Annotated in this window: 21 protein-coding genes; 13 read left to right on the forward strand and 8 right to left on the reverse strand. The window is 63.4% G+C overall.

The features are described from left to right. The first annotated feature begins 5 nt into the window (after positions 1–5). The 5 genes from sufD (at position 6) to NDO48_RS03160 (ending at position 3,913) form a co-directional block, all read left to right on the forward strand. Positions 6–1,271 carry a Fe-S cluster assembly protein SufD gene (gene sufD, locus NDO48_RS03140; RefSeq protein WP_026227070.1) on the forward strand — a complete coding sequence of 422 codons (1,266 nt, stop codon included), beginning with the start codon at positions 6–8 and terminating at the stop codon, positions 1,269–1,271. A gap of 177 nt (positions 1,272–1,448) precedes the next feature. After that, positions 1,449–2,690 (forward strand): cysteine desulfurase, encoded by a 1,242-nt coding sequence (locus NDO48_RS03145; protein ID WP_018427450.1) that lies wholly within the window; start codon positions 1,449–1,451, stop codon positions 2,688–2,690. A 5-nt stretch (positions 2,691–2,695) separates the two neighbouring features. Beyond that, the gene (locus NDO48_RS03150; protein WP_018427451.1) at positions 2,696–3,094 is read left to right on the forward strand and encodes an SUF system Fe-S cluster assembly protein; all 399 of its coding nucleotides are present in this window, start codon (positions 2,696–2,698) and stop codon (positions 3,092–3,094) included. Between the two features lie 102 nt (positions 3,095–3,196). After that, on the forward strand, positions 3,197–3,577 hold the full coding sequence (gene sufA / locus NDO48_RS03155) for a Fe-S cluster assembly scaffold SufA (RefSeq protein WP_026227071.1): 381 nt from the start codon (positions 3,197–3,199) through the stop codon (positions 3,575–3,577). Between the two features lie 21 nt (positions 3,578–3,598). Then, the gene (locus NDO48_RS03160; RefSeq protein ID WP_018427453.1) at positions 3,599–3,913 is read left to right on the forward strand and encodes a TfoX/Sxy family protein; all 315 of its coding nucleotides are present in this window, start codon (positions 3,599–3,601) and stop codon (positions 3,911–3,913) included. A gap of 8 nt (positions 3,914–3,921) precedes the next feature. Here NDO48_RS03160 and NDO48_RS03165 read toward each other — a convergent pair whose 3' ends face one another. Continuing rightward, entirely contained in the window at positions 3,922–4,839 is a 918-nt protein-coding gene (locus tag NDO48_RS03165) for a pseudouridine-5'-phosphate glycosidase (RefSeq protein ID WP_026227072.1), read from the reverse strand. A gap of 20 nt (positions 4,840–4,859) precedes the next feature. After that, a complete protein-coding gene (locus tag NDO48_RS03170; protein ID WP_018427455.1) occupies positions 4,860–5,798 on the reverse strand; it encodes a carbohydrate kinase family protein in 939 nt (312 codons plus the stop codon). Positions 5,799–6,080: 282 nt separating this feature from the next. Between NDO48_RS03170 and recA the strand changes: the two genes are divergently transcribed. After that, on the forward strand, positions 6,081–7,169 hold the full coding sequence (recA, locus tag NDO48_RS03175; protein ID WP_026227074.1) for a recombinase RecA: 1,089 nt from the start codon (positions 6,081–6,083) through the stop codon (positions 7,167–7,169). Between the two features lie 260 nt (positions 7,170–7,429). Continuing rightward, positions 7,430–10,090, forward strand: coding sequence for an alanine--tRNA ligase (alaS, locus tag NDO48_RS03180; protein ID WP_018427458.1), 2,661 nt, complete (start codon positions 7,430–7,432; stop codon positions 10,088–10,090). A 92-nt stretch (positions 10,091–10,182) separates the two neighbouring features. On the opposite strand, the gene NDO48_RS03185 is transcribed toward alaS, so the two are convergent. Continuing rightward, positions 10,183–10,581, reverse strand: a complete 399-nt coding sequence (locus tag NDO48_RS03185) for a VOC family protein (RefSeq protein ID WP_018427459.1) — start codon at positions 10,579–10,581, stop codon at positions 10,183–10,185. Between the two features lie 188 nt (positions 10,582–10,769). Between NDO48_RS03185 and NDO48_RS03190 the strand changes: the two genes are divergently transcribed. After that, positions 10,770–11,618 carry an AraC family transcriptional regulator gene (locus NDO48_RS03190; RefSeq protein WP_267320841.1) on the forward strand — a complete coding sequence of 283 codons (849 nt, stop codon included), beginning with the start codon at positions 10,770–10,772 and terminating at the stop codon, positions 11,616–11,618. A 73-nt stretch (positions 11,619–11,691) separates the two neighbouring features. Here NDO48_RS03190 and NDO48_RS03195 read toward each other — a convergent pair whose 3' ends face one another. Both NDO48_RS03195 and NDO48_RS03200 read right to left on the reverse strand, forming a co-directional pair. Next, positions 11,692–12,903: an NADP-dependent isocitrate dehydrogenase gene (locus NDO48_RS03195; protein WP_018427461.1), complete on the reverse strand. Its 1,212-nt coding sequence runs from the start codon at positions 12,901–12,903 to the stop codon at positions 11,692–11,694. A gap of 180 nt (positions 12,904–13,083) precedes the next feature. After that, on the reverse strand, positions 13,084–13,416 hold the full coding sequence (locus tag NDO48_RS03200) for a TfoX/Sxy family protein (protein ID WP_267320842.1): 333 nt from the start codon (positions 13,414–13,416) through the stop codon (positions 13,084–13,086). 84 nt (positions 13,417–13,500) lie between these two features. On the opposite strand from NDO48_RS03200, the gene NDO48_RS03205 reads away from it, so the two are divergent. Both NDO48_RS03205 and murI read left to right on the forward strand, forming a co-directional pair. Continuing rightward, positions 13,501–14,379: an RNA methyltransferase gene (locus NDO48_RS03205; protein ID WP_026227076.1), complete on the forward strand. Its 879-nt coding sequence runs from the start codon at positions 13,501–13,503 to the stop codon at positions 14,377–14,379. Next, positions 14,372–15,172 (forward strand): glutamate racemase, encoded by an 801-nt coding sequence (gene murI, locus NDO48_RS03210; protein WP_267320843.1) that lies wholly within the window; start codon positions 14,372–14,374, stop codon positions 15,170–15,172. The genes NDO48_RS03205 and murI overlap by 8 nt, the downstream gene beginning before the upstream one ends. Before the next feature lie 36 nt (positions 15,173–15,208). Here murI and NDO48_RS03215 read toward each other — a convergent pair whose 3' ends face one another. Both NDO48_RS03215 and NDO48_RS03220 read right to left on the reverse strand, forming a co-directional pair. Next, positions 15,209–16,018 (reverse strand): FTR1 family iron permease, encoded by an 810-nt coding sequence (locus tag NDO48_RS03215; RefSeq protein ID WP_018427465.1) that lies wholly within the window; start codon positions 16,016–16,018, stop codon positions 15,209–15,211. A 4-nt stretch (positions 16,019–16,022) separates the two neighbouring features. Then, complete coding sequence (locus NDO48_RS03220) at positions 16,023–16,370, reverse strand: cupredoxin domain-containing protein (protein WP_018427466.1); 348 nt, start codon at positions 16,368–16,370, stop codon at positions 16,023–16,025. A 231-nt stretch (positions 16,371–16,601) separates the two neighbouring features. On the opposite strand from NDO48_RS03220, the gene NDO48_RS03225 reads away from it, so the two are divergent. Further along, on the forward strand, positions 16,602–16,790 hold the full coding sequence (locus NDO48_RS03225; protein ID WP_026227078.1) for a DUF3008 family protein: 189 nt from the start codon (positions 16,602–16,604) through the stop codon (positions 16,788–16,790). 48 nt (positions 16,791–16,838) lie between these two features. On the opposite strand, the gene NDO48_RS03230 is transcribed toward NDO48_RS03225, so the two are convergent. Next, entirely contained in the window at positions 16,839–17,474 is a 636-nt protein-coding gene (locus NDO48_RS03230) for an NAD(P)-dependent oxidoreductase (RefSeq protein ID WP_416377174.1), read from the reverse strand. A gap of 146 nt (positions 17,475–17,620) precedes the next feature. Here NDO48_RS03230 and NDO48_RS03235 point away from each other — a divergent pair, with 146 nt between their 5' ends. Next, positions 17,621–18,049, forward strand: coding sequence for a winged helix-turn-helix transcriptional regulator (locus NDO48_RS03235; RefSeq protein WP_267320844.1), 429 nt, complete (start codon positions 17,621–17,623; stop codon positions 18,047–18,049). A 72-nt stretch (positions 18,050–18,121) separates the two neighbouring features. Further along, positions 18,122–18,847, forward strand: a complete 726-nt coding sequence (locus tag NDO48_RS03240) for a 2OG-Fe(II) oxygenase (RefSeq protein WP_267320845.1) — start codon at positions 18,122–18,124, stop codon at positions 18,845–18,847. The last annotated feature ends 162 nt before the right edge of the window (positions 18,848–19,009 follow it).

Here is a 19,009-nt window from a genome sequence, read left to right on the forward strand (position 1 = left end):
CGACCATGAACATGCGTGCTGAAATCCAGCGTACCCCCGCGGAGGCGGCGTTGGTCGACGCCTTCGGCGAGCGGCTGTCGCTGCTGCCCGGCGACGGCGCCGTCATGGTCAAGCGCGACGACGCCATCGAGCAGGTCAAGAACGGTCTGCCGACGCGTCGCGTCGAGGCCTGGCACTACACCGACCTGCGCCGCCTGCTGGCAAGCGTTCCCGACTTCGACGCCAGCGCCAAGGCCAAGTCGGTCGCGCCGCTGCTCGAAGGCTCGACCGTGCTGTCGCTCGCCAATGGCGTGTCGCAGCCTGTTTCCGGCATCGACGGGGTGACCTTCCAGCGTCTTGCCGACAAGCTCACCGACGGCAGCTATGCCCCGGCGCTCGTCACCTATGGAAACGACGATACCATCGGCGCCATCAACACCGCTTTCGTCGCCGACGGCTACTTCGTCGACATCGAGGCCGGTAGCCAGCTGGACAAGCCCATCGAGCTGCAGAACCTCCAGGCCGGCGGCCAGAGCCATGTGCGCTTGCCGGTGCGTGTCGGTGCCGGTGCCAAGGCGACGATCGTCGAACGCCAGACGGGCGAGGGCGCTGGCCTTGTCAGCTCCGTCAGCCAGCTCCTGCTCGGCGACGACGCCGAGGTGTTGTGGCTGATCGTCCAGGACCAGCCGGAGACGGCGACCCATCTCGCCCAGTTCAAGGCCGAGCTCGGCAAGAACGCCAAGTTGACGCTGTTCGTGATGAATGCCGGCGGCAAGCTCGTCCGCCAGGAAGTCATCGTCAAGGCGGCAGGCGAAGGCGCCGATTTCAAGCTGCGCGGCGTCAACTTGCTCGCCGGCGACAGCCATGTCGACGTCACCATGGTGCTCGACCATGCCGTGCCGCACACCTCCTCGACCGAGGTGGTTCGCAACGTGGTCACTGGCCGCGCCAAAGGCGTGTTCCAGGGCCGCATCAACGTGCACCAGGTCGCCCAGAAGACCGACGCCCGCATGGCCTGCAACACGCTGTTGCTGTCCGACGACGGCGAGTTCTCGACCAAGCCGGAGCTGGAGATCTTCGCCGACGACGTCGCCTGCGGCCATGGCGCCACCGTCACCGAGATCGACCACAATCATCTGTTCTACCTGATGGCGCGCGGCATCGACGAGAAGTCGGCCCGTGGCCTTCTGATCCGCGCCTTCCTGGCCGAGGTCATCGAGGAGCTCGAGGACGAAAGCGTCGTCGATCCGCTGGAAGAGCTGCTGAGCAACTGGTTTGCGACGCACGGGTAACGGCTGAGGGCTGCGCTTGGGCGTACCCTCAACCGGCCTCGCTCCGCTCGGCCACCTTCTCCGACAAGGGGAGAGGGAAATGCGCCTGACCTTCTCCCTTGCAGGAGAAAGTCGATTGGCGCGAAGCGCTGAGACGGATGAGGGGTGTTGGAAGAAACGTGGCTTAGAGAAGACGCGATGGACAAGAAAGTCGAAGCCAGCACCTACGATGTCGAGGCGATCCGCCGCGACTTCCCGATCCTGTCGCGCGAGGTCTACGGCAAGCCGCTGGTCTATCTAGACAATGGCGCCTCGGCCCAGAAGCCACAGGTTGTTATCGACACCATCGCCAATGCCTATTCGAATGAATACGCCAACGTCCACCGCGGCCTGCATTACCTCTCCAATGCCGCGACCGACGCCTATGAGAAGGCGCGCGAGAGCGTGCGCCGCTTCCTCAATGCGCCCAACGTCGACCAGATCGTTTTCACCTCCAACGCCACCTCGGCGATCAACACCGTCGCCTATGGCTATGGCATGCCGAACATCGGCGAGGGCGACGAGATCGTTCTGTCGATCATGGAGCACCACTCCAACATCGTGCCGTGGCATTTCATCAGGGAACGCCAGGGCGCCAAGCTTGTCTGGGTGCCGGTCGATGACCTCGGCGCCTTCCATGTCGAGGAATTCGAGAAGCGCCTGACCGACCGGACAAAGCTGGTCGCGATCACGCATATGTCGAACGCGCTGGGCACGGTGACCCCGATCAAGGAAATCTGCCGCATAGCACATGCGCGCGGCATTCCCGTTCTGGTCGACGGCAGCCAGAGTGCTGTCCACATGCCTATCGATGTGCAGAACCTCGACTGCGACTTCTTCGTCATGACCGGGCACAAGCTCTACGGTCCGTCAGGCATCGGCGTGCTCTACGGCAAGCGCGAGCTGCTCGAGCGTATGCGCCCGTTCCATGGCGGCGGCGAGATGATCGTCGAGGTGACCGAGGACATCGTCACCTACAACGAGCCGCCGCACCGCTTCGAGGCCGGCACGCCGCCGATCGTCCAGGCGATTGGCCTGGGCGCAGCACTCGACTACATCGACGGCATCGGCCGCGAGCGCATCGCAGCGCATGAGGCGATGCTGCGCGACTACGCCCATGAGCGGCTGCGCTCCATCAATTCGCTGCGCATCTTCGGCGACGCGCCCGGCAAGGGCGCCATCGTCTCGTTCGAGCTGCAGGGCATCCACGCCCATGACGTGTCGATGGTCATCGACCGCCAGGGTGTCGCCGTGCGCGCCGGCACCCACTGCGCCCAGCCGCTGTTGAAACGCTTCGGCGTCACCTCCACATGCAGGGCGTCCTTTGGCATGTACAACACCAGGGCCGAAGTCGATGTCCTGGTCGAGGCGCTTGAAAAAGCGCGCAAATTCTTCGGGTGAGCACCATGGAAGACGTTATCGCCGCGACCACTGAAGAGACCGTGCCCGAAACCGGCGGCAACGGTGTCATGTCGGCCTCGACAATCCCGGCCGACGAACTGGCGCGCTTGACCGACGATATCATCTCGGCGCTGAAGACGGTCTATGACCCGGAAATCCCCGCCGACATCTACGAACTCGGCCTCGTCTACAAGATCGACATCGAGGACGATCGCACCGTCAAGATCGACATGACGCTGACCGCCCCCGGGTGCCCGGTCGCCGGCGAGATGCCTGGCTGGGTGCAGAACGCCGTCGGCACCGTCGAAGGCGTGTCGGGTGTCGAAGTCAACATGACCTTCGACCCGCCATGGACGCCTGACCGCATGTCGGAAGAGGCACAGGTCGCGGTGGGGTGGTATTGAGCCATCGACGGTGGTGCTTGCATGCACATGCAATCTTCACCATCTTAGCTCTGTAATGGAACATTCCCCGGGCCTTTAACCCGGCGACGAATGGAGACTGAAATGGGACGCTTCGCCGTCATCTCAATGACCGACCGGGCCGCCGAGCGCGTGCGCGAGATCATGGCCACCCGTGAAAATGCCCAGGGCATTCGCCTCGGCATCAAGAAGGGCGGCTGCGCCGGCATGGAATACACGGTCGATCTGGTGACCGAGCCGAACCCCAAGGACGACCACATCGAGCGCGACGGCGCCCATGTTTATGTCGCGCCGGAAGCGGCATTGTTCCTGTTCGGCACCCAGATGGATTTCGAGACCACGACCCTGCGTACCGGCTTCACCTTCAACAACCCGAACCAGAGCTCGGCCTGCGGCTGCGGCGAATCCGTCGAGTTGAAGCCCGCCGACCTCAAGGCGCTCGCCGAGGCGCGCGCGCAGGCCTGATCCACTACGAGGCATCGGCCGATGAGCGATGAAGCCATCCGCGAAACCTTCTCGGGCCTTGGCGACGTCACCATCCGAAAGATGTTTGGCGGCAAGGGCATCTATCACGACGGCCAGATCGTTGCCGTTGAAGTGCGCGGTGAAATCTTGCTCAAGGCTGATGCGGTGAGCGCGCCCGATTTCGAGGCAGCCGGCGCGACACGCTGGAGCGATGCCGGCGGCCGGCCGGTCAACATGCCCTATTGGACCATCCCTGAAAGCGCGGTCGATGATCCGGACGAACTCGCCGTGTGGACGCGCAAGGCATATGAAGCCGCGCTGCGCGTCCGGAAATAGCAGGCGCCTCAGAGCGCCCGGGCGATCTTCGCTGCCAGGCGTGCGTTGTTTTCCACCAGCGCGATGTTGGTTTTGAGGCTGGCGCCGTTGGTCAGTTCCAGAATCTTGGCGAGCAGGAACGGCGTAACAGCCTTGCCCGAGATGTTCTGGGCCTCAGCTGCCTTCTGTGCAGCCTCGATGTAGCCGGCCATCTTTTCGGTCGGGATCTCGTCGCTCTCGGGCACGGGGTTCGCCACCAGCAGGCCGCCGTCGAGGCCCAGTGCTGCGCGTGTCGCATGCAGGCGTGCGATCTTCTCGGGCGCATCGAGGCGCAGCGGCGCGGCAAAAGGCGACTTGCGCGACCAGAATGCCGGCACGATGTCGGAGCCGTAGGCGACAACAGGCACACCGCGTGTTTCCAGCACTTCGAGCGTCTTTTCGATGTCGAGGATGGCCTTGGCGCCGGCAGACACCACAATCACGGGCGTGCGCGCCAGCTCGTCCAGGTCGGCCGAGATGTCGAAGCTCTTCTCTGCGCCCTTGTGCACGCCGCCGATGCCGCCTGTCGCGAACACCTTGATGCCGGTGAGATGGGCCGCGATCATCGTCGCTGCCACCGTGGTTCCGCCGGTGCGACCTTCGGCGACCGCATAGGCGATGTCGGCGCGCGACAGTTTCATCGCGCCGCCGGTCATGGCAAGCGATTCGCGCTCGCCGTCCGACAGGCCGATCTTGATGCGGCCGTTGATGACGGCGATCGTCGCGGGAACCGCGCCTTCGTCCGAGATGATCTTCTCGACATTCGCCGCCATCGCCGAGTTGTCGGGATAGGGCATGCCGTGGGTGATGATGGTGCTCTCGAGCGCGACCACGGGCTTGCCGGCGGCAAGGGCAGCGGCAACAGGCGCGTGGACGTCGATGAAGGGGCGGGCGGTTTCGGGTGTCATCTTGATCTCCATGGGCGGCCTCATGCCATTTCCTTGGCTTGCGGCACAAGGGCCAGCATCTCTGCGAAGGCCTGTTGGTCGAGTTCCGGTACTGCGGAAGCGGTCTCGATGGCGAGCACGGCGGCTGCAATGCCTTCGCGCAGCGCGCGCTCCAGCGTAAGCCCGCGCATCAGCGCTGCGGTCGTGGCGCCTGCCAGCGCGTCGCCCGCACCTGTCACGTCGACAATCCGGCGCGGGGCGGGGGGCGCAACCTCGATCAACCCTGACGTGTCATAGGCGAAGACTCCGCTGCCACCGGCCGTGACGACGCCGCGCTTGAGCCCGGCGGCCCGCAGTCCACGCATGAATTCGGCCGGCGAGGAATCGGTGGTGGTGCCTGCCAGCACCCCCGCCTCGCGCCGGTTCATGTAGAGGCAGGAGAGCTTGCCGAGGATCGGCACCAACCGCACCGCCTTGGCCGGCGAAATGGCAATCGCAAACAGCGGCCTGTCGGCAATCTCTCCAAGCTTGGTCAGTGCCGCTTCGGGCAGGTTGGCGTCGCACAGAACTGCGTCTGCCGCTGTTATCGCCTCGCGTGCCTTGGCGCGCCGCATCTGCTTGGCGAAGGCGAGTTCATAGAGCCCCATGTCAGCCAATGCCGCCACCACGTCGCCGTCGCGGTCGAGCAGCGCCGTGTAGCTCGGCGTCGCCCTGTCCAGGAACACAACCGACAGGTCCTCGATGCCGTTCGCTGCGATCTCGGAGGCCACTGCTTCGCCTGCAGCGTCGCCGCCGCGCACTGACATCAGCGCACCGCGCGCGCCCCGACGAACTGCACCGCGCAGCGCGTTGAAGGCGCCGCCGCCGACCTCTTCGCTCATCGCGCCGGGGATCGAGGCGCCCGGCACGAAGGGCGCCGTCATGCGTCCCCTGCGGTCGACATGCGCGCCGCCGATGGCGAGGATCCTGGGTGATGTCATCAATGATATGTCCGGCCGGATTTCGAAGCGGCGAACTTAGTGCGCCGGGAGGTTGGCAGCAACCACGGCGAATCGCCTTCGCGGCCATTTGCTGGAGTTTGTCGCTTCGCTCGCATGCGACATCGGATCACGCATGTGTGTGAAACGAAAAAAGAACACCAGGCTGAATTGCGTTTTGTTTCAATCGGTTGGGTGCTCTTGCCAAATAAGAACAAAACAGATACAAATTTATATCGGTACCGGATCTGCCGGCCTTCATTGACGACCACGGGGTGATGTATCATGGCTCAGAATTCATTGCGGCTCGTAGAGGATAATTCGGTGGACAAATCTAAGGCTCTGGACGCGGCGCTGTCGCAGATCGAACGCGCCTTCGGCAAGGGCTCGATCATGCGCCTGGGTGCCAATGAGCAGGTTGTCGAGATCGGCACGGTCTCCACCGGCTCGCTCGGCCTCGACATCGCGCTTGGCGTCGGCGGCCTGCCGCGCGGACGTATCATCGAGATCTATGGGCCGGAAAGCTCGGGTAAGACGACGCTTGCCTTGCACACGATCGCCGAGGCCCAGAAGAAAGGTGGCATCTGCGCCTTCGTCGACGCCGAACATGCGCTCGATCCAGTCTATGCCCGCAAGCTTGGGGTCGATCTCGAAAACCTGCTGATCTCGCAGCCCGACACCGGCGAACAGGCACTCGAAATCTGCGACACGCTGGTGCGCTCGGGCGCCATCGACGTGCTGGTCGTCGACTCCGTCGCCGCACTTACCCCGCGCGCTGAAATCGAAGGCGAGATGGGTGAGTCGCTGCCGGGCCTCCAGGCCCGCCTGATGAGCCAGGCGCTGCGCAAGCTGACCGCCTCGATCTCGCGTTCCAACACCATGGTCATCTTCATCAACCAGATCCGCATGAAGATCGGCGTCATGTATGGTTCGCCTGAGACGACGACGGGCGGCAACGCGCTCAAGTTCTACGCCTCGGTCCGCCTGGATATTCGCCGCATCGGCTCGGTCAAGGACCGCGACGAGGTCGTCGGCAACCAGACCCGCGTCAAGGTGGTCAAGAACAAGCTGGCCCCACCCTTCAAGCAGGTCGAGTTCGACATCATGTATGGCGAAGGCGTCTCCAAGACCGGCGAGCTCGTCGACCTCGGCGTGAAGGCTGGTGTGGTCGAGAAGTCAGGTGCCTGGTTCTCCTACAATTCCCAGCGTCTGGGCCAGGGGCGCGAGAACGCCAAGCTGTTCCTGCGCAACAATCCCGAAGCTGCGCGCGAGATCGAGACGGTACTCAGGCAGAATGCCGGGCTGATCGCCGAAAAGTTCCTTGAGAACGGCTCGCGTGAGGATGATGGCGAGGATGAAGCCAGCGCCATGTGATTTGGCCCTGTGTCCGGTTGGCGGTTCTGTCGCTCGGCGCAGCTAAACGTTCAGCTCTTGTTCGAAACCGCCGGCCTTAGCGCCGGCGGTTTTCGTTTGTGGCAGCGACGGCCGCTTTGGCCTGTAATCTTGGCGGATATCAGCGCCTTTGCGGCGGCGGGGTTTCTGGACAGGGTCAAGGTGGGCAGCTAAAAGGCCAGTTCGAAATCCCGCCGGCAAAAGGCGGACATCTGTTCTGCTCGGCGACCAAAGGCGACAACATGAGTGGCGTGAACGAGATCCGGTCGACATTCCTCGACTACTTCAAGAAGAATGGGCACGAGGTGGTGGCCTCCAGCCCGCTCGTGCCGCGCAACGACCCGACCCTGATGTTCACCAACGCCGGCATGGTGCAGTTCAAGAACGTCTTCACCGGCCTGGAGTCGCGCCCCTATTCGCGCGCCACGACCGCCCAGAAGAGCGTGCGTGCCGGCGGCAAGCACAACGATCTCGACAATGTCGGTTACACCGCCCGCCATCTCACCTTCTTCGAGATGCTCGGCAACTTTTCCTTTGGCGACTATTTCAAGGAACAGGCGATCGAGCTCGCCTGGAATCTGATCACCAAGGAGTACGGGCTCAAGAAGGACAAGCTGCTCGTCACCGTCTATCACACCGACGACGAAGCTGCTGAATACTGGAAGAAGATCGCCGGCTTCTCTGACGACCGCATCATTCGTATCCCCACCTCGGACAATTTCTGGGCGATGGGCGACACCGGTCCCTGCGGCCCGTGCTCGGAAATCTTCATCGACCGCGGCGACCACATCTGGGGTGGCCCTCCCGGCAGCCCGGAGGAGGACGGCGATCGCTTCCTCGAATTCTGGAACCTCGTCTTCATGCAGTACGAGCAGGTGACGAAGGAAGAGCGCATCGACCTGCCGCGCCCCTCCATCGACACCGGCATGGGCCTCGAGCGCATGGCCTCGATCCTGCAGGGCGTCGAGACCGTCTTCGAGACCGACCTGTTCCGTCACCTCATCGACGCCGCGTCGTCGGCCATCGGCCGCGGCCCGGATGAGAGCAATGTGGCCTCCTACCGCGTCATCGCCGATCATCTGCGTTCGTCTTGCTTCCTGGTTGCCGATGGCGTGCTGCCGTCGAATGAAGGCCGTGGTTATGTGCTGCGCCGTATCATGCGCCGCGCCATGCGCCACGCGCAGCTGTTGGGTGCCAGCGAACCGCTGATGTGGAAGCTGGTGCCGGCGCTGGTCCGCGAGATGGCGCAGGCCTACCCGGAACTCGGCCGCGGCGAAGCACTCATCACTGAAACGCTCAAACTCGAAGAGACCCGCTTCCGCAAGACGCTCGCCCGCGGCCTTGGCCTGCTGGCCGACGCGACCGAGACGCTGGGTGCCGGGGACATGCTCGACGGCGAGACGGCCTTCAAGCTCTACGACACCTACGGCTTCCCGCTCGACCTGACACAGGACGCGCTCCGCCAGCGTAGCATTTCGGTCGATCTCGCCGGCTTCACCGATGCGATGGAGCGGCAGAAGGCCGAGGCGCGCGCCAATTGGGCGGGTTCCGGCGAAGCCGCGACCGAGGCCGTGTGGTTCGCCGTCCGCGAGAAGGCGGGCGCAACCGACTTCCTGGGTTATGAGACGGAGCAGGCTGAGGGCGTAGTCCTGACCCTGATCAAGGACGGTGCGGTCGTCGACGCTGCGAATGAGGGCGAAGAAGTTGCCATCGTCGTCAACCAGACGCCGTTCTATGGCGAGTCCGGTGGCCAGATGGGCGACACGGGCACGATCTCGGGCGAAGGTTTCGTCATCGAGGTCACCGACACGCAGAAGAAGGCCGACGGCCTGTTCGTTCACTATGGCAAGGTCACCAAGGGCAAGCTCAAGACCGGTGCGGCCGTGGAGCTGAAGGTCGACCACAACAGGCGCTCGAAGCTGCGCGCCAACCATTCGGCCACCCACCTCATCCACGAGGCGCTGCGCGAGGTGCTCGGCACGCATGTCGCGCAGAAGGGCTCGCTGGTGGCCCCGGAGCGGTTGCGCTTCGACATCTCGCACAACAAGCCGATTTCCGCCGAGGAGTTGGAGGAGGTCGAGCGCATGTCGAACGAGATCGTCGTCCAGAACAGCCCTGTCACCACGCGCCTGATGAGCGTCGACGATGCCATTGCCGAGGGCGCCATGGCGCTGTTCGGCGAGAAGTATGGCGACGAGGTTCGTGTTGTCTCCATGGGCACCGGTCTGCACGGCGTCAAGGCCAACCGGCCCTATTCGGTTGAGCTCTGCGGCGGTACTCATGCCCGCTCGACAGGCGACATCGGCCTGATCCGCATCGTTTCCGATGGCGCGGTCGCGGCCGGCGTGCGCCGCATTGAGGCGCTGACGGGCGATGCCGCCCGCCGTCACCTCGACGAACAGGACCGCCGGCTCAAGTCGGTCGCCTCGACCCTCAAGGTGGCACCGGGCGATGTCCTCGCGCGCGTCGAGGCGCTGCTCGATGAGCGCAAGAAGCTCGAGCGGGATCTCACCGATGCCCGCAAGAAGCTCGCCATGGGCGGCGGGCAGGGCGGCTCGGCAGATGCCGTGCGCGAGATCGCAGGCGTCAAGTACCTCGGCAGGGTGGTCTCGGGCGTCGACCCCAAGGACCTCAAGGGCATGGCCGATGAAGGCAAGACTGGCCTGGGTTCGGGCGTGGTGACGCTGGTCGGCGTTTCCGACGACGGCAAGGCAAGCGCTGTCGTTGCCGTCACCGCAGACCTGGTCGGCCGCTTCAGCGCCGTCGACCTGGTACGCGTCGCTTCCGCCGCGCTGGGTGGCAAGGGTGGCGGCGGCCGCCCCGACATGGCCCAGGCCGGTGGTCCCGACGCCACCAAGGCCGATGAGGCCGTCGAGGCCGTCGCTCAGGCGATGGCCGGCTGATCCTAGGTCGGCTTCGAGAATTGAAGGGCGGGAGCTTCGGTTCCCGCCCTTTTCATTTGGTCGATGTTCAGGCCACCGATCGCGCCCTGGGATCAGTCTTCAAAGGTCGCGACGAACTCGACCTTGATCCGGTCCGGGTCCTCGACGAACAGCGCGTAATAGTCGCTGCCGCCATTGGCGAAAGGATAGCGCTCGTCATAGAGGCAGGAGGCGCCGTTGTCGTGGCAGTGCTGCCTCAGCCTGTCGACCGTCTCACGGTCCTTCACACGAAATGCCAGATGGTTCAGTCCGACGCCCGATCGATGATAGGGCCGCTGCGCGTGTTTCTCCGCCACCTGCACGAAGGTGAGATAGGCATCGTCCTCATGCGCGAGGGTGAAGCCACTGTCCCACCGACCGTCTTGCCGATAGCCGATCTGCCCGAGCAGGGACGCCCAGAAGGCATGGGATTTCTCAAGGTTGGAGACATAGATTTCGACGTGATGGAGCATAGGGCTGTTCCCCTGAACGCAGTCTCTTGCCGTCCCGAAATGTGTATCGCGTCCAGGCGCTGTCGGCCAGCCTGATCGCCAGCGCTTGCGCTTGCGGCATGCGTGCTGGACCCCCGGCTTGAAGTCAGCAGGATTTGTCAAATCGGCCTATGGTTGTGTCCGGTCGATCGATTTGCATGAGGCTTGGCATGAACGGCGAAACGGCATGGGCAGTCTATGAAGCACGCCTGAGACGGGTTTCGGCCCATATCCACGAGCACCTCGACGAGGAGCTGGATATGGACCGTCTGGCCGACATCGCCTGCCTGTCGAGCTATCACTGGCACAGGATCTACCGCGCCATCTACGGCGAAACGGCGGCCACCACGGTCAAGCGCCTAAGGCTGCATCGAGCCGCCGGAGACATCGTGGGAACGGATCTCGGTGTCGGTGAAATTGCAAAGCGGTCTGGCTATCCCAATGTCCAGTCGTTCAACCGCATCTTCAAGGCGGTCTACGGCATGCCGCCGGCGCGCTACCGGAGGGAGGGAAGCCACAAGCTCTTCGAAACCAACAGAGGAAAGGCTTCCCACATGTTCGACGTTCAGGTCCGCACCATCCCAGATACCAGCCTCGTCGGCGTCGCCCATCAAGGCTCCTACATGCAGATCGACAGGGCTTTCGAGCAGTTGTTCGGTACGCTCTACGCCCGCGGCCAGGCGCGATCGGACATGCGCATGATCGGCGTCTATTTGGACGATCCCGACCTTGTCGCCGAAGAAAAGCTGCGCTCCATTGCCTGCGTCAATGCCGATGCCTCGGCACCAGCGGCCGCACCGCTTGAGCGTCGCGCGATTTCGGGCGGTGAGTATGCCGTTCTGCGCCACAAGGGCCCCTATGCCGAGATGCACAAGGCCTACAAGTGGCTCTATGCCGAATGGCTGCCGAAATCGGGCCGTCAGCTGCGCGATGCCCTCATGTTCGAGGAGTATCTCAACAACCCGCGCGAAGTGACGCCCGCAGAGCTTCTGACCGACATCCACCTGCCGCTGGTGTGAAGTCGGCATGTCCCGAACGAAAAAGGCCCCGGATCGCTCCGGGGCCCTTTTTGCTTCAATACCGACAGGCAGATCAGCCCATCGCCTTCTGCAGGTTCTCGTCGATCTTGTCGAGGAAGCCGGTGGTCGACAGCCAGGGCTGGTCGGGGCCGATCAGCAGCGACAGATCCTTGGTCATGAAGCCGCTTTCGACGGTCTGGATGCAGACGCGCTCCAGCGTTTCGGCGAAGCGCTTCAGCTCGGCGTTGTCGTCGAGCTTGGCGCGGTGGGCCAGACCGCGGGTCCAGGCGAAGATCGATGCGATCGAGTTGGTCGAGGTTTCTTCGCCCTTCTGGTGCTGGCGGTAGTGGCGCGTCACGGTGCCGTGGGCGGCTTCCGCTTCCACGGTCTTGCCGTCAGGCGTCATCAGCACCGAGGTCATCAGGCCGAGCGAGCCGAAGCCCTGCGCCACGGTGTCCGACTGCACGTCGCCGTCGTAGTTCTTGCATGCCCAGACGTAGCCGCCCGACCACTTCAGGCTCGAGGCCACCATGTCGTCGATGAGACGGTGTTCGTACCAGAGCTTGCGCGCCTTGAACTCGGCCTCGAATTCCTTCTCGTAGACATCCTGGAAGATGTCCTTGAAGCGGCCGTCATAGGCCTTGAGGATGGTGTTCTTGGTCGACAGATAGACCGGATAGTTGCGCAGCAGGCCGTAGTTCAGCGAGGCGCGGGCGAATTCGCGGATCGACTCGTCGAGGTTGTACATGGCCATCGCGACGCCGGCGCCCGGCGCGTCGAACACGTCGTGCTCGATCACCTGGCCGTCGTCGCCGACGAACTTGATCGACAGCTTGCCCTTGCCCGGGAATTTGAAATCGGTCGCCTTGTATTGGTCGCCGAAGGCGTGACGGCCGACGATGATCGGCTTGGTCCAGCCCGGCACCAGGCGCGGGACGTTCTTCATGATGATAGGCTCGCGGAAGATGGTCCCGCCGAGGATGTTGCGGATCGTGCCGTTGGGCGACTTCCACATCTTCTTGAGCTTGAACTCTTCGACGCGCTGCTCGTCGGGCGTAATGGTCGCGCATTTAACGCCGACGCCGTGCTTGTTGATGGCGTTGGCGGCGTCGATCGTCACCTGGTCGTTGGTGGCGTCGCGGTGCTCGATGCCGAGGTCGTAATATTCCAGGTCAATGTCGAGATAGGGGTGGATCAGCTTGTCCTTGATGAACTGCCAGATGATGCGGGTCATCTCATCGCCGTCGAGCTCGACGACGGGCTTGGCCACCTTGATCTTCGCCATTTGGAAAATGCCTCTTTTTGCCTGGAACCAGCCGGTCCCGGAGGGTTCACGATTGGGAGTGCGGCCCCTATACCAAAGCGAATCGGAGCGCGCAAATGATTGCGATTGCGACCTTCGGCCTGTCCGCTGACATTGTATGAACACGCCTGCCTGCCACGCCCCTGGTCGCAGTTTTGGGCGTCATCTTTTCTTCTTGGGCGGCATCGGTCCGACAAAGCGCGAAGCCATGGCGATCCATTGCCCGAGTGCTGTGTCGTCGAGCTCAACGGCGTCGACCATGATGAAGCCCTTCATCTCGCGGCCGGTGAAATCCATCCGCTTCGCGCCGGGCATGGCAAGTGCCGCAGGCTCCTGCTCGTCGCCGACGCGCGCAAGCAATGCGCCATCCTTCAGCGTGCCCACCAGCATGTTGCCGTTGAGCGTGAAGCAGGTGCCGCCGAACATCCTGATTTCGCCGACATTGGGGTCTTCGCCAATGGCATGTCTGATGCGTTCCGCGAGGTCGTCGGCCATGCTGGTTCCTTACCGGAACTTCATTTTCGCGCGCAAATATGTCAGGGACGCGCAAAAGTCGCAATTTTTGGTTCAATCGCATCCATGTCAGCCACTGAAGCCTCGCCGTCAGCAATGCCCGTCATCATCCTGGTCGAGCCGCAGCTCGGCGAAAACATCGGCATGGTGGCGCGCGCCATGGCCAATTTCGGGCTCGCCGAGCTCAGGCTCGTCAATCCGCGCGATGGTTGGCCGAACGAGAAGGCCCGCGCAGCCGCAAGCCGCGCCGACCATGTCGTCGATGCCGTCGCTGTGTTCCCCGACCTGGCCTCGGCACTCGCCGACCTCAACTTCGTCTTCGCTACCACGGCGCGCGAACGCGACGGCTTCAAGGAAGTCCGCGGCCCGGTCGAGGCGGGCAGGGCGCTCAGGGCGCGCAGCGTTTCGGGCCAGCGCACCGGCATCATGTTCGGGCGCGAGCGTTTCGGCCTCTACAATGAAGAAGTGGGCCTCGCCGACGAGATCGTCACCTTTCCCGTCGACCCCGGCTTTTCTTCGCTCAACATCGCCCAGGCGGTGCTGCTCATGTCCTATGAGTGGATGAAGTCGGGCCTGGAGAGTGAGACCCAGACCAATTTCTCCGGTCCCGAGATGGCGCCCGCCACCAAGCAGCAGCTACAGGGCTTGTTCGATCATCTCGAAGCGGCGCTCGAATCGCGCGGCTATTTCCGCCCGGCAACCAAGAAGCCCAAGATGGTGGACAATCTGCGCGCCGTCTTGACCCGCGCCGGTTTTCACGAGCCCGAACTCAAGGTGCTGCGCGGTGTTGTAGCCTCGCTCGACTATTTCTCGCCCAAGGAGCCGCGTGGCGCCGGCTACCCGGAGCGCAAGGCGAAGGTCGATAATGCCGTTCATTCCGGCAGCGCAGGCGGTGATGAAGATGACATCCCGCCTGTCGGCGGCAAGGGACTCGACAATGACTGACCGCCCGATCCTGATGTTCGATTCGGGCATCGGTGGATTGACCGTGCTGCGCGAGGCGCGCGTGCTGATGCCTGATCGGCGCTTCGTCTATGTCGCGGACGATGCCGCCTTTCCTTATGGCAATTGGGAGGAGCCGGCGCTGAAGGAGCGCATCCTCAGTCTGTTCGCCGAACTGCTCGAACGCTTCAAGCCGGAGCTGTCGGTCATCCCGTGCAACACGGCCTCGACACTGGTCATCGAGGCGATCCGCGAGCGCTTTCCCGGGCATCCCTTCGTCGGCACGGTACCGGCGATCAAACCCGCGGCGGAGCGCACGCGCTCGGGCCATGTTTCGGTGCTGGCGACGCCCGGCACGGTGAAACGGCAATACACCCGCGACCTCATCACCCAATGGGCATCGAAATGCCATGTCCGCCTCGTCGGAAGCCATCGGCTGGCCGAACTCGCCGAGATCTACATGCGCGAGGGCTTCGTTGACGAGCAGGCGGTGGCGGAAGAAATCGCCCCGTGCTTCGTCGAGCAGGACGGGCGGCGCACCGACATCGTGGTGCTCGCCTGCACGCACTATCCCTTCCTGGTCAACCGCATGCGCAAGACCGCACCCTGGCCGGTCGACTGGATCGATCCGGCCGAGGCCATCGCCCGCCGCGCCCAGTCGCTGCTCAAGCCGAGGGAAGGCTCGTTGCGGGATGAGGCACCGGGCTTCGGCCGCGACATTGCCATTTTCACCTCGGGCAAGCCGCATTTCGCAACGGTGCGGCTGATACAGGGCTTCGGGCTCAGCCTGGCCTGAGCTGACCGCCCTATAAGCACGCTCCCAGGCTGGTCGCTAGGCCGCGGTGCGCCTGACCATCGCCGATGCCGACAGGATCACCAGTATCGTCGCCACATAAGCGGCGATCTGAATGCCCTCGGGCCGCGCCACATAGCCGACCAGTATGTGCAGCAGGAAGCCGATCGCGTTTGTCTGCGGCAGGATTTCCGACGTGTTCCAGATGTCGTAGCCGAGTGGCGGAAGCACGCCGGCCTGGACCAGGAAGGCCGCGGCCTGCGCGGCGAGCCCGGCCGCCAGCAGGATAATGATGACGCCGGTAACGCGAAAAATCTGCTTCAGCGGCACGCGCAGCAGCCCGGCATAAAACAGCGTGCCCACAAGTGCCGCCGCACCAACGCCGAGCAATCCGCCTTGCAGCATGGGTGCCAGGCCATATTCGCCGTCGATGGCGATGCCATAGAGAAACAGCACCGTCTCCGAACCTTCGCGCAGCACGGCAACCGCGCAGATGATCGCCAGCGCCGACAGCGGTCGCGAGCCTTCCTTGACCGCTTCGCCGACGGCGCGGCTATGACCGGCCAGCTCGGCTGCATGGGCGCTCATCCAGATCTGGTGCCAGGCAAGCATCGCGACGGCGACGAGCAGGATCGTGGCGTTGAACAGTTCGGTGCCGTTGCCGTCGAACAGGTCCGACAGGCCGCTGGCGAAGAAGGCGACGATCGCAGCGCCGGCAAGGCCTGCCACCACGCCGCCCGCCACCCAACCGGTTCGCCCCGCAATGCCTTTGCTAGCCGCCAAAACGATCGAGACGATCAGCGCTGCTTCGAGCGTCTCGCGAAAGACAATGACGAAAGTCGAGAGCATCGGTTCACTCCGCAAACAGATTGCCGAGCGCGGTTTCCTTGTGCCTGTCACCGAAGAAGCCGTAGCTTCCGGCCGACAGTGGTCCGACATGCAGCGTGATCTGCTTGCCGCCGGCCACGACCTTCTCGACATGGAAGTCGTTGCTTTCGAATTCCTCCGCCGTCGGATCGTCGTTGACGACCACAAGGTCGAATTCCTTTCCGGCGGGAACTGTCACGCTCTGCGGCTTGAAGCGGTGGTCCTTGATGGTGATCGTGAACGAAGTTGCATCGGTTGCGGCATGCGAGAGGCCGCCGGAAGCGACGAGCAGCCCCGTTGCGAGGATTGCGAATGTTGTGCGGGAAAGGAGCATGGCTTCGACCTTCTTGCCCCTGCCAACGTCCGCCCGGCCGGGCAGGGAATGGCATCAGGATAGAAAGGTGATGGGGTGTGTCAAGTTAAATTGACACCTTAGAATTGTTATAAATACAATGATTACAGAGTGTTAGAGGATTGGTGCCGGTTTGATATGGTGGCTGGGGAACTCTCGGATACGGCCTTGCGTTGACCTTCTATGTTGAACCTGCCGAGGGAGGCCAATGCAATGCCCGCCACTTCCAGAGCCCAGCAGAAGGCCGCTGGCGCGGCCCTCGCTGCCAAGCGCGGCGAAATCAACAAGAACGAACTCTTCGGTGCGTCGAAGGAAATGTATGAATCGATGACCGAAAAGGAACTCGAGGAATTCGCCCAGACCAAGCACAAGGGCCTGCCGGAGCATAAGGCCAAACACTAGGGTGCGGTGCATCCGTTCGGATGCACCGATAGCTCCGGCAGCGCTGGCTCAGTAGCCCAGTGTAAAGCGTTTGCCGGTATGAACTGGGTGCTCGGCCTCATCGACAACGGCAACGGCGAAATCCTCGACCGAGATGTGGCTCTGGCCGCTGGCGTCGAACACCGGCTGGTCGCCGCCGAGGCGGAACTTGCCGGTGCGTTCGCCCGGCGCCATCATGATGGCTGGCGAGATGAACGACCATTGGAACCCTGTCTCCTTGCGCAGCGCCGCCAGCGCGTCGCGGGCGGCGCGGGCGCCATCCTTGTAGGCGGCAGGGAAGTCCGGACCGTCCACCAGCTGCTTGCCGTCGATTTCGAGGCTGCCGGCGCCACCGACCACGACCACGCGCTTGCCGGCCGCCTTGACGGCTTCGATGATGGCCTTCGAGCCGGCGCTGTGCTTGGCATAGATATCAGGATCGCCCCACCCGCCGTTGAAGGCGGAGATGACGATGTCGGCATCGGCGATGGTCGCCTTGAGCGCCGGGATGTCGGTAACGTCCGCCTTCACAGCGGTGACGCCGTCGAGCGTTGCTACCTTCGCCGGATTGCGGACGATGGCCGTAACCTTGTTGCCGCGCGATACGGCTTCCTTGAGCACGGCATTGCCGACGAAGCCGGATGCGCCGATGAGAGCGATTTTCATGATTTTCTCCATTCCACCCGCTTTGCCTTGGAACGGCATCGAGGGTATAATCTGTAATCTGGTTACCAATGATAACTATATAGCTTCGATGAAACGGGCCGAAAAGAACGCATGATTTTGTGCCCAGGTTACCCCGAGAGAACCGCATGAACGCCTCGACCAAACCTGCCGGGCAAAACGCCGACACCGACACGCTGGTTCCGCTGCTGCACACCACGCCGGGTTTCGCCAGCGATGGGCGCAATTGTCCGATCCGTGAAGTGCTCGACCGTGTCGGCGACACCTGGAGCATCCTGGTCATCATCAATCTCCAGGAGCAGCCGGTGCGCTTCAATGCGCTGAAGCGCTCGATCGAGGGCATCTCCCAGCGCATGCTGACGGTGACCTTGCGCTCGCTCGAGCGTGATGGCCTGGTGCGCCGAACCGTGCGCCCGACCACCCCGCCCGAGGTGGAATACGGCCTCACCGAGCTTGGCCAGTCGATCGCCGTGCCCATCGGCGCGCTCGGCAGCTGGGCCGCCGCCAACCGCGACCAGATGCGCGGCGCCCGCGAAGCCTTCGATCAGGCAAGCTGAGCGCTGCAGGAATCGGAATGCGTGGCGCGGCGTGTGCTCCTAGTCTCCGGGCTCCAAAGAAGGAGCAAGCAGATGGAAGTCACACGCATCATCCCGCCCAACGCCATAGCCGAGAACGTTGATTGGCCGCGTGTGCTTGCCGAGCTCGATGAGTTCGGCACCGCTTTGACAGGGCCATTGCTGGATCGCGAAACCTGCCGCGCGCTACGCGGGCTCTACGATGGCGACGGACATTTCCGTAGCCGCATCGTCATGCAGCGCCACGGCTTCGGCTCGGGCGAGTACAAGTATTTCGCCGATCCGCTACCCGACATGATCTCGGCGCTGCGCCATGGCTTCTACGAGCGCCTTGCACCTTTCGCTAGCAGGTGGAACGAGCGCATGGGCATCGCCACGCGCTATCCGCCGGATCTCGATGCCTTCCTGGCCGAATGTCATGCCGACGGCCAGACCAGGCCGACGCCACTGCTGCTCAAATATGGCGCCGGCGACTACAATTGCCTGCATCAAGATGTGTACGGCACTCATCTGTTCCCGGTTCAGCTGGTGATTCTGCTGAGCGAACCTGGCGAGGAGTTCGACGGCGGCGAATTGGTCATGACCGAGCAGCGCCCGCGCATGCAGTCACGCGCCGAGGTCGTGCCGCTGCACATGGGCTGTGGCGCGCTGTTTGCCGTCAACGATAGGCCGAAAGCTGGAAGCCGGGGCGATTACAGGGTAAAGATGCGCCACGGCGTCAGCCGCATTCGCTCCGGCGAGCGCTTCACGCTCGGCATCATCTTCCATGATGCGAAATGAGCCGGCTGCCGGCCCAGGCGTTGACATCCAGGGCTGTTTCCCCTAGTTAGCCGCCAACGCCGGGCCGAAAAGCCCGGTGTTTCATTTGACGTGTCCCGTGGGCCTTTTCCGCAATGCGTGCGTGGAAGGTCCTGTCAGGTCTCGAAAACGGAGGCCAGAGGA

Source organism: Aminobacter sp. MET-1 (genome assembly GCF_026521175.1).
Lineage (GTDB): Bacteria > Pseudomonadota > Alphaproteobacteria > Rhizobiales > Rhizobiaceae > Aminobacter.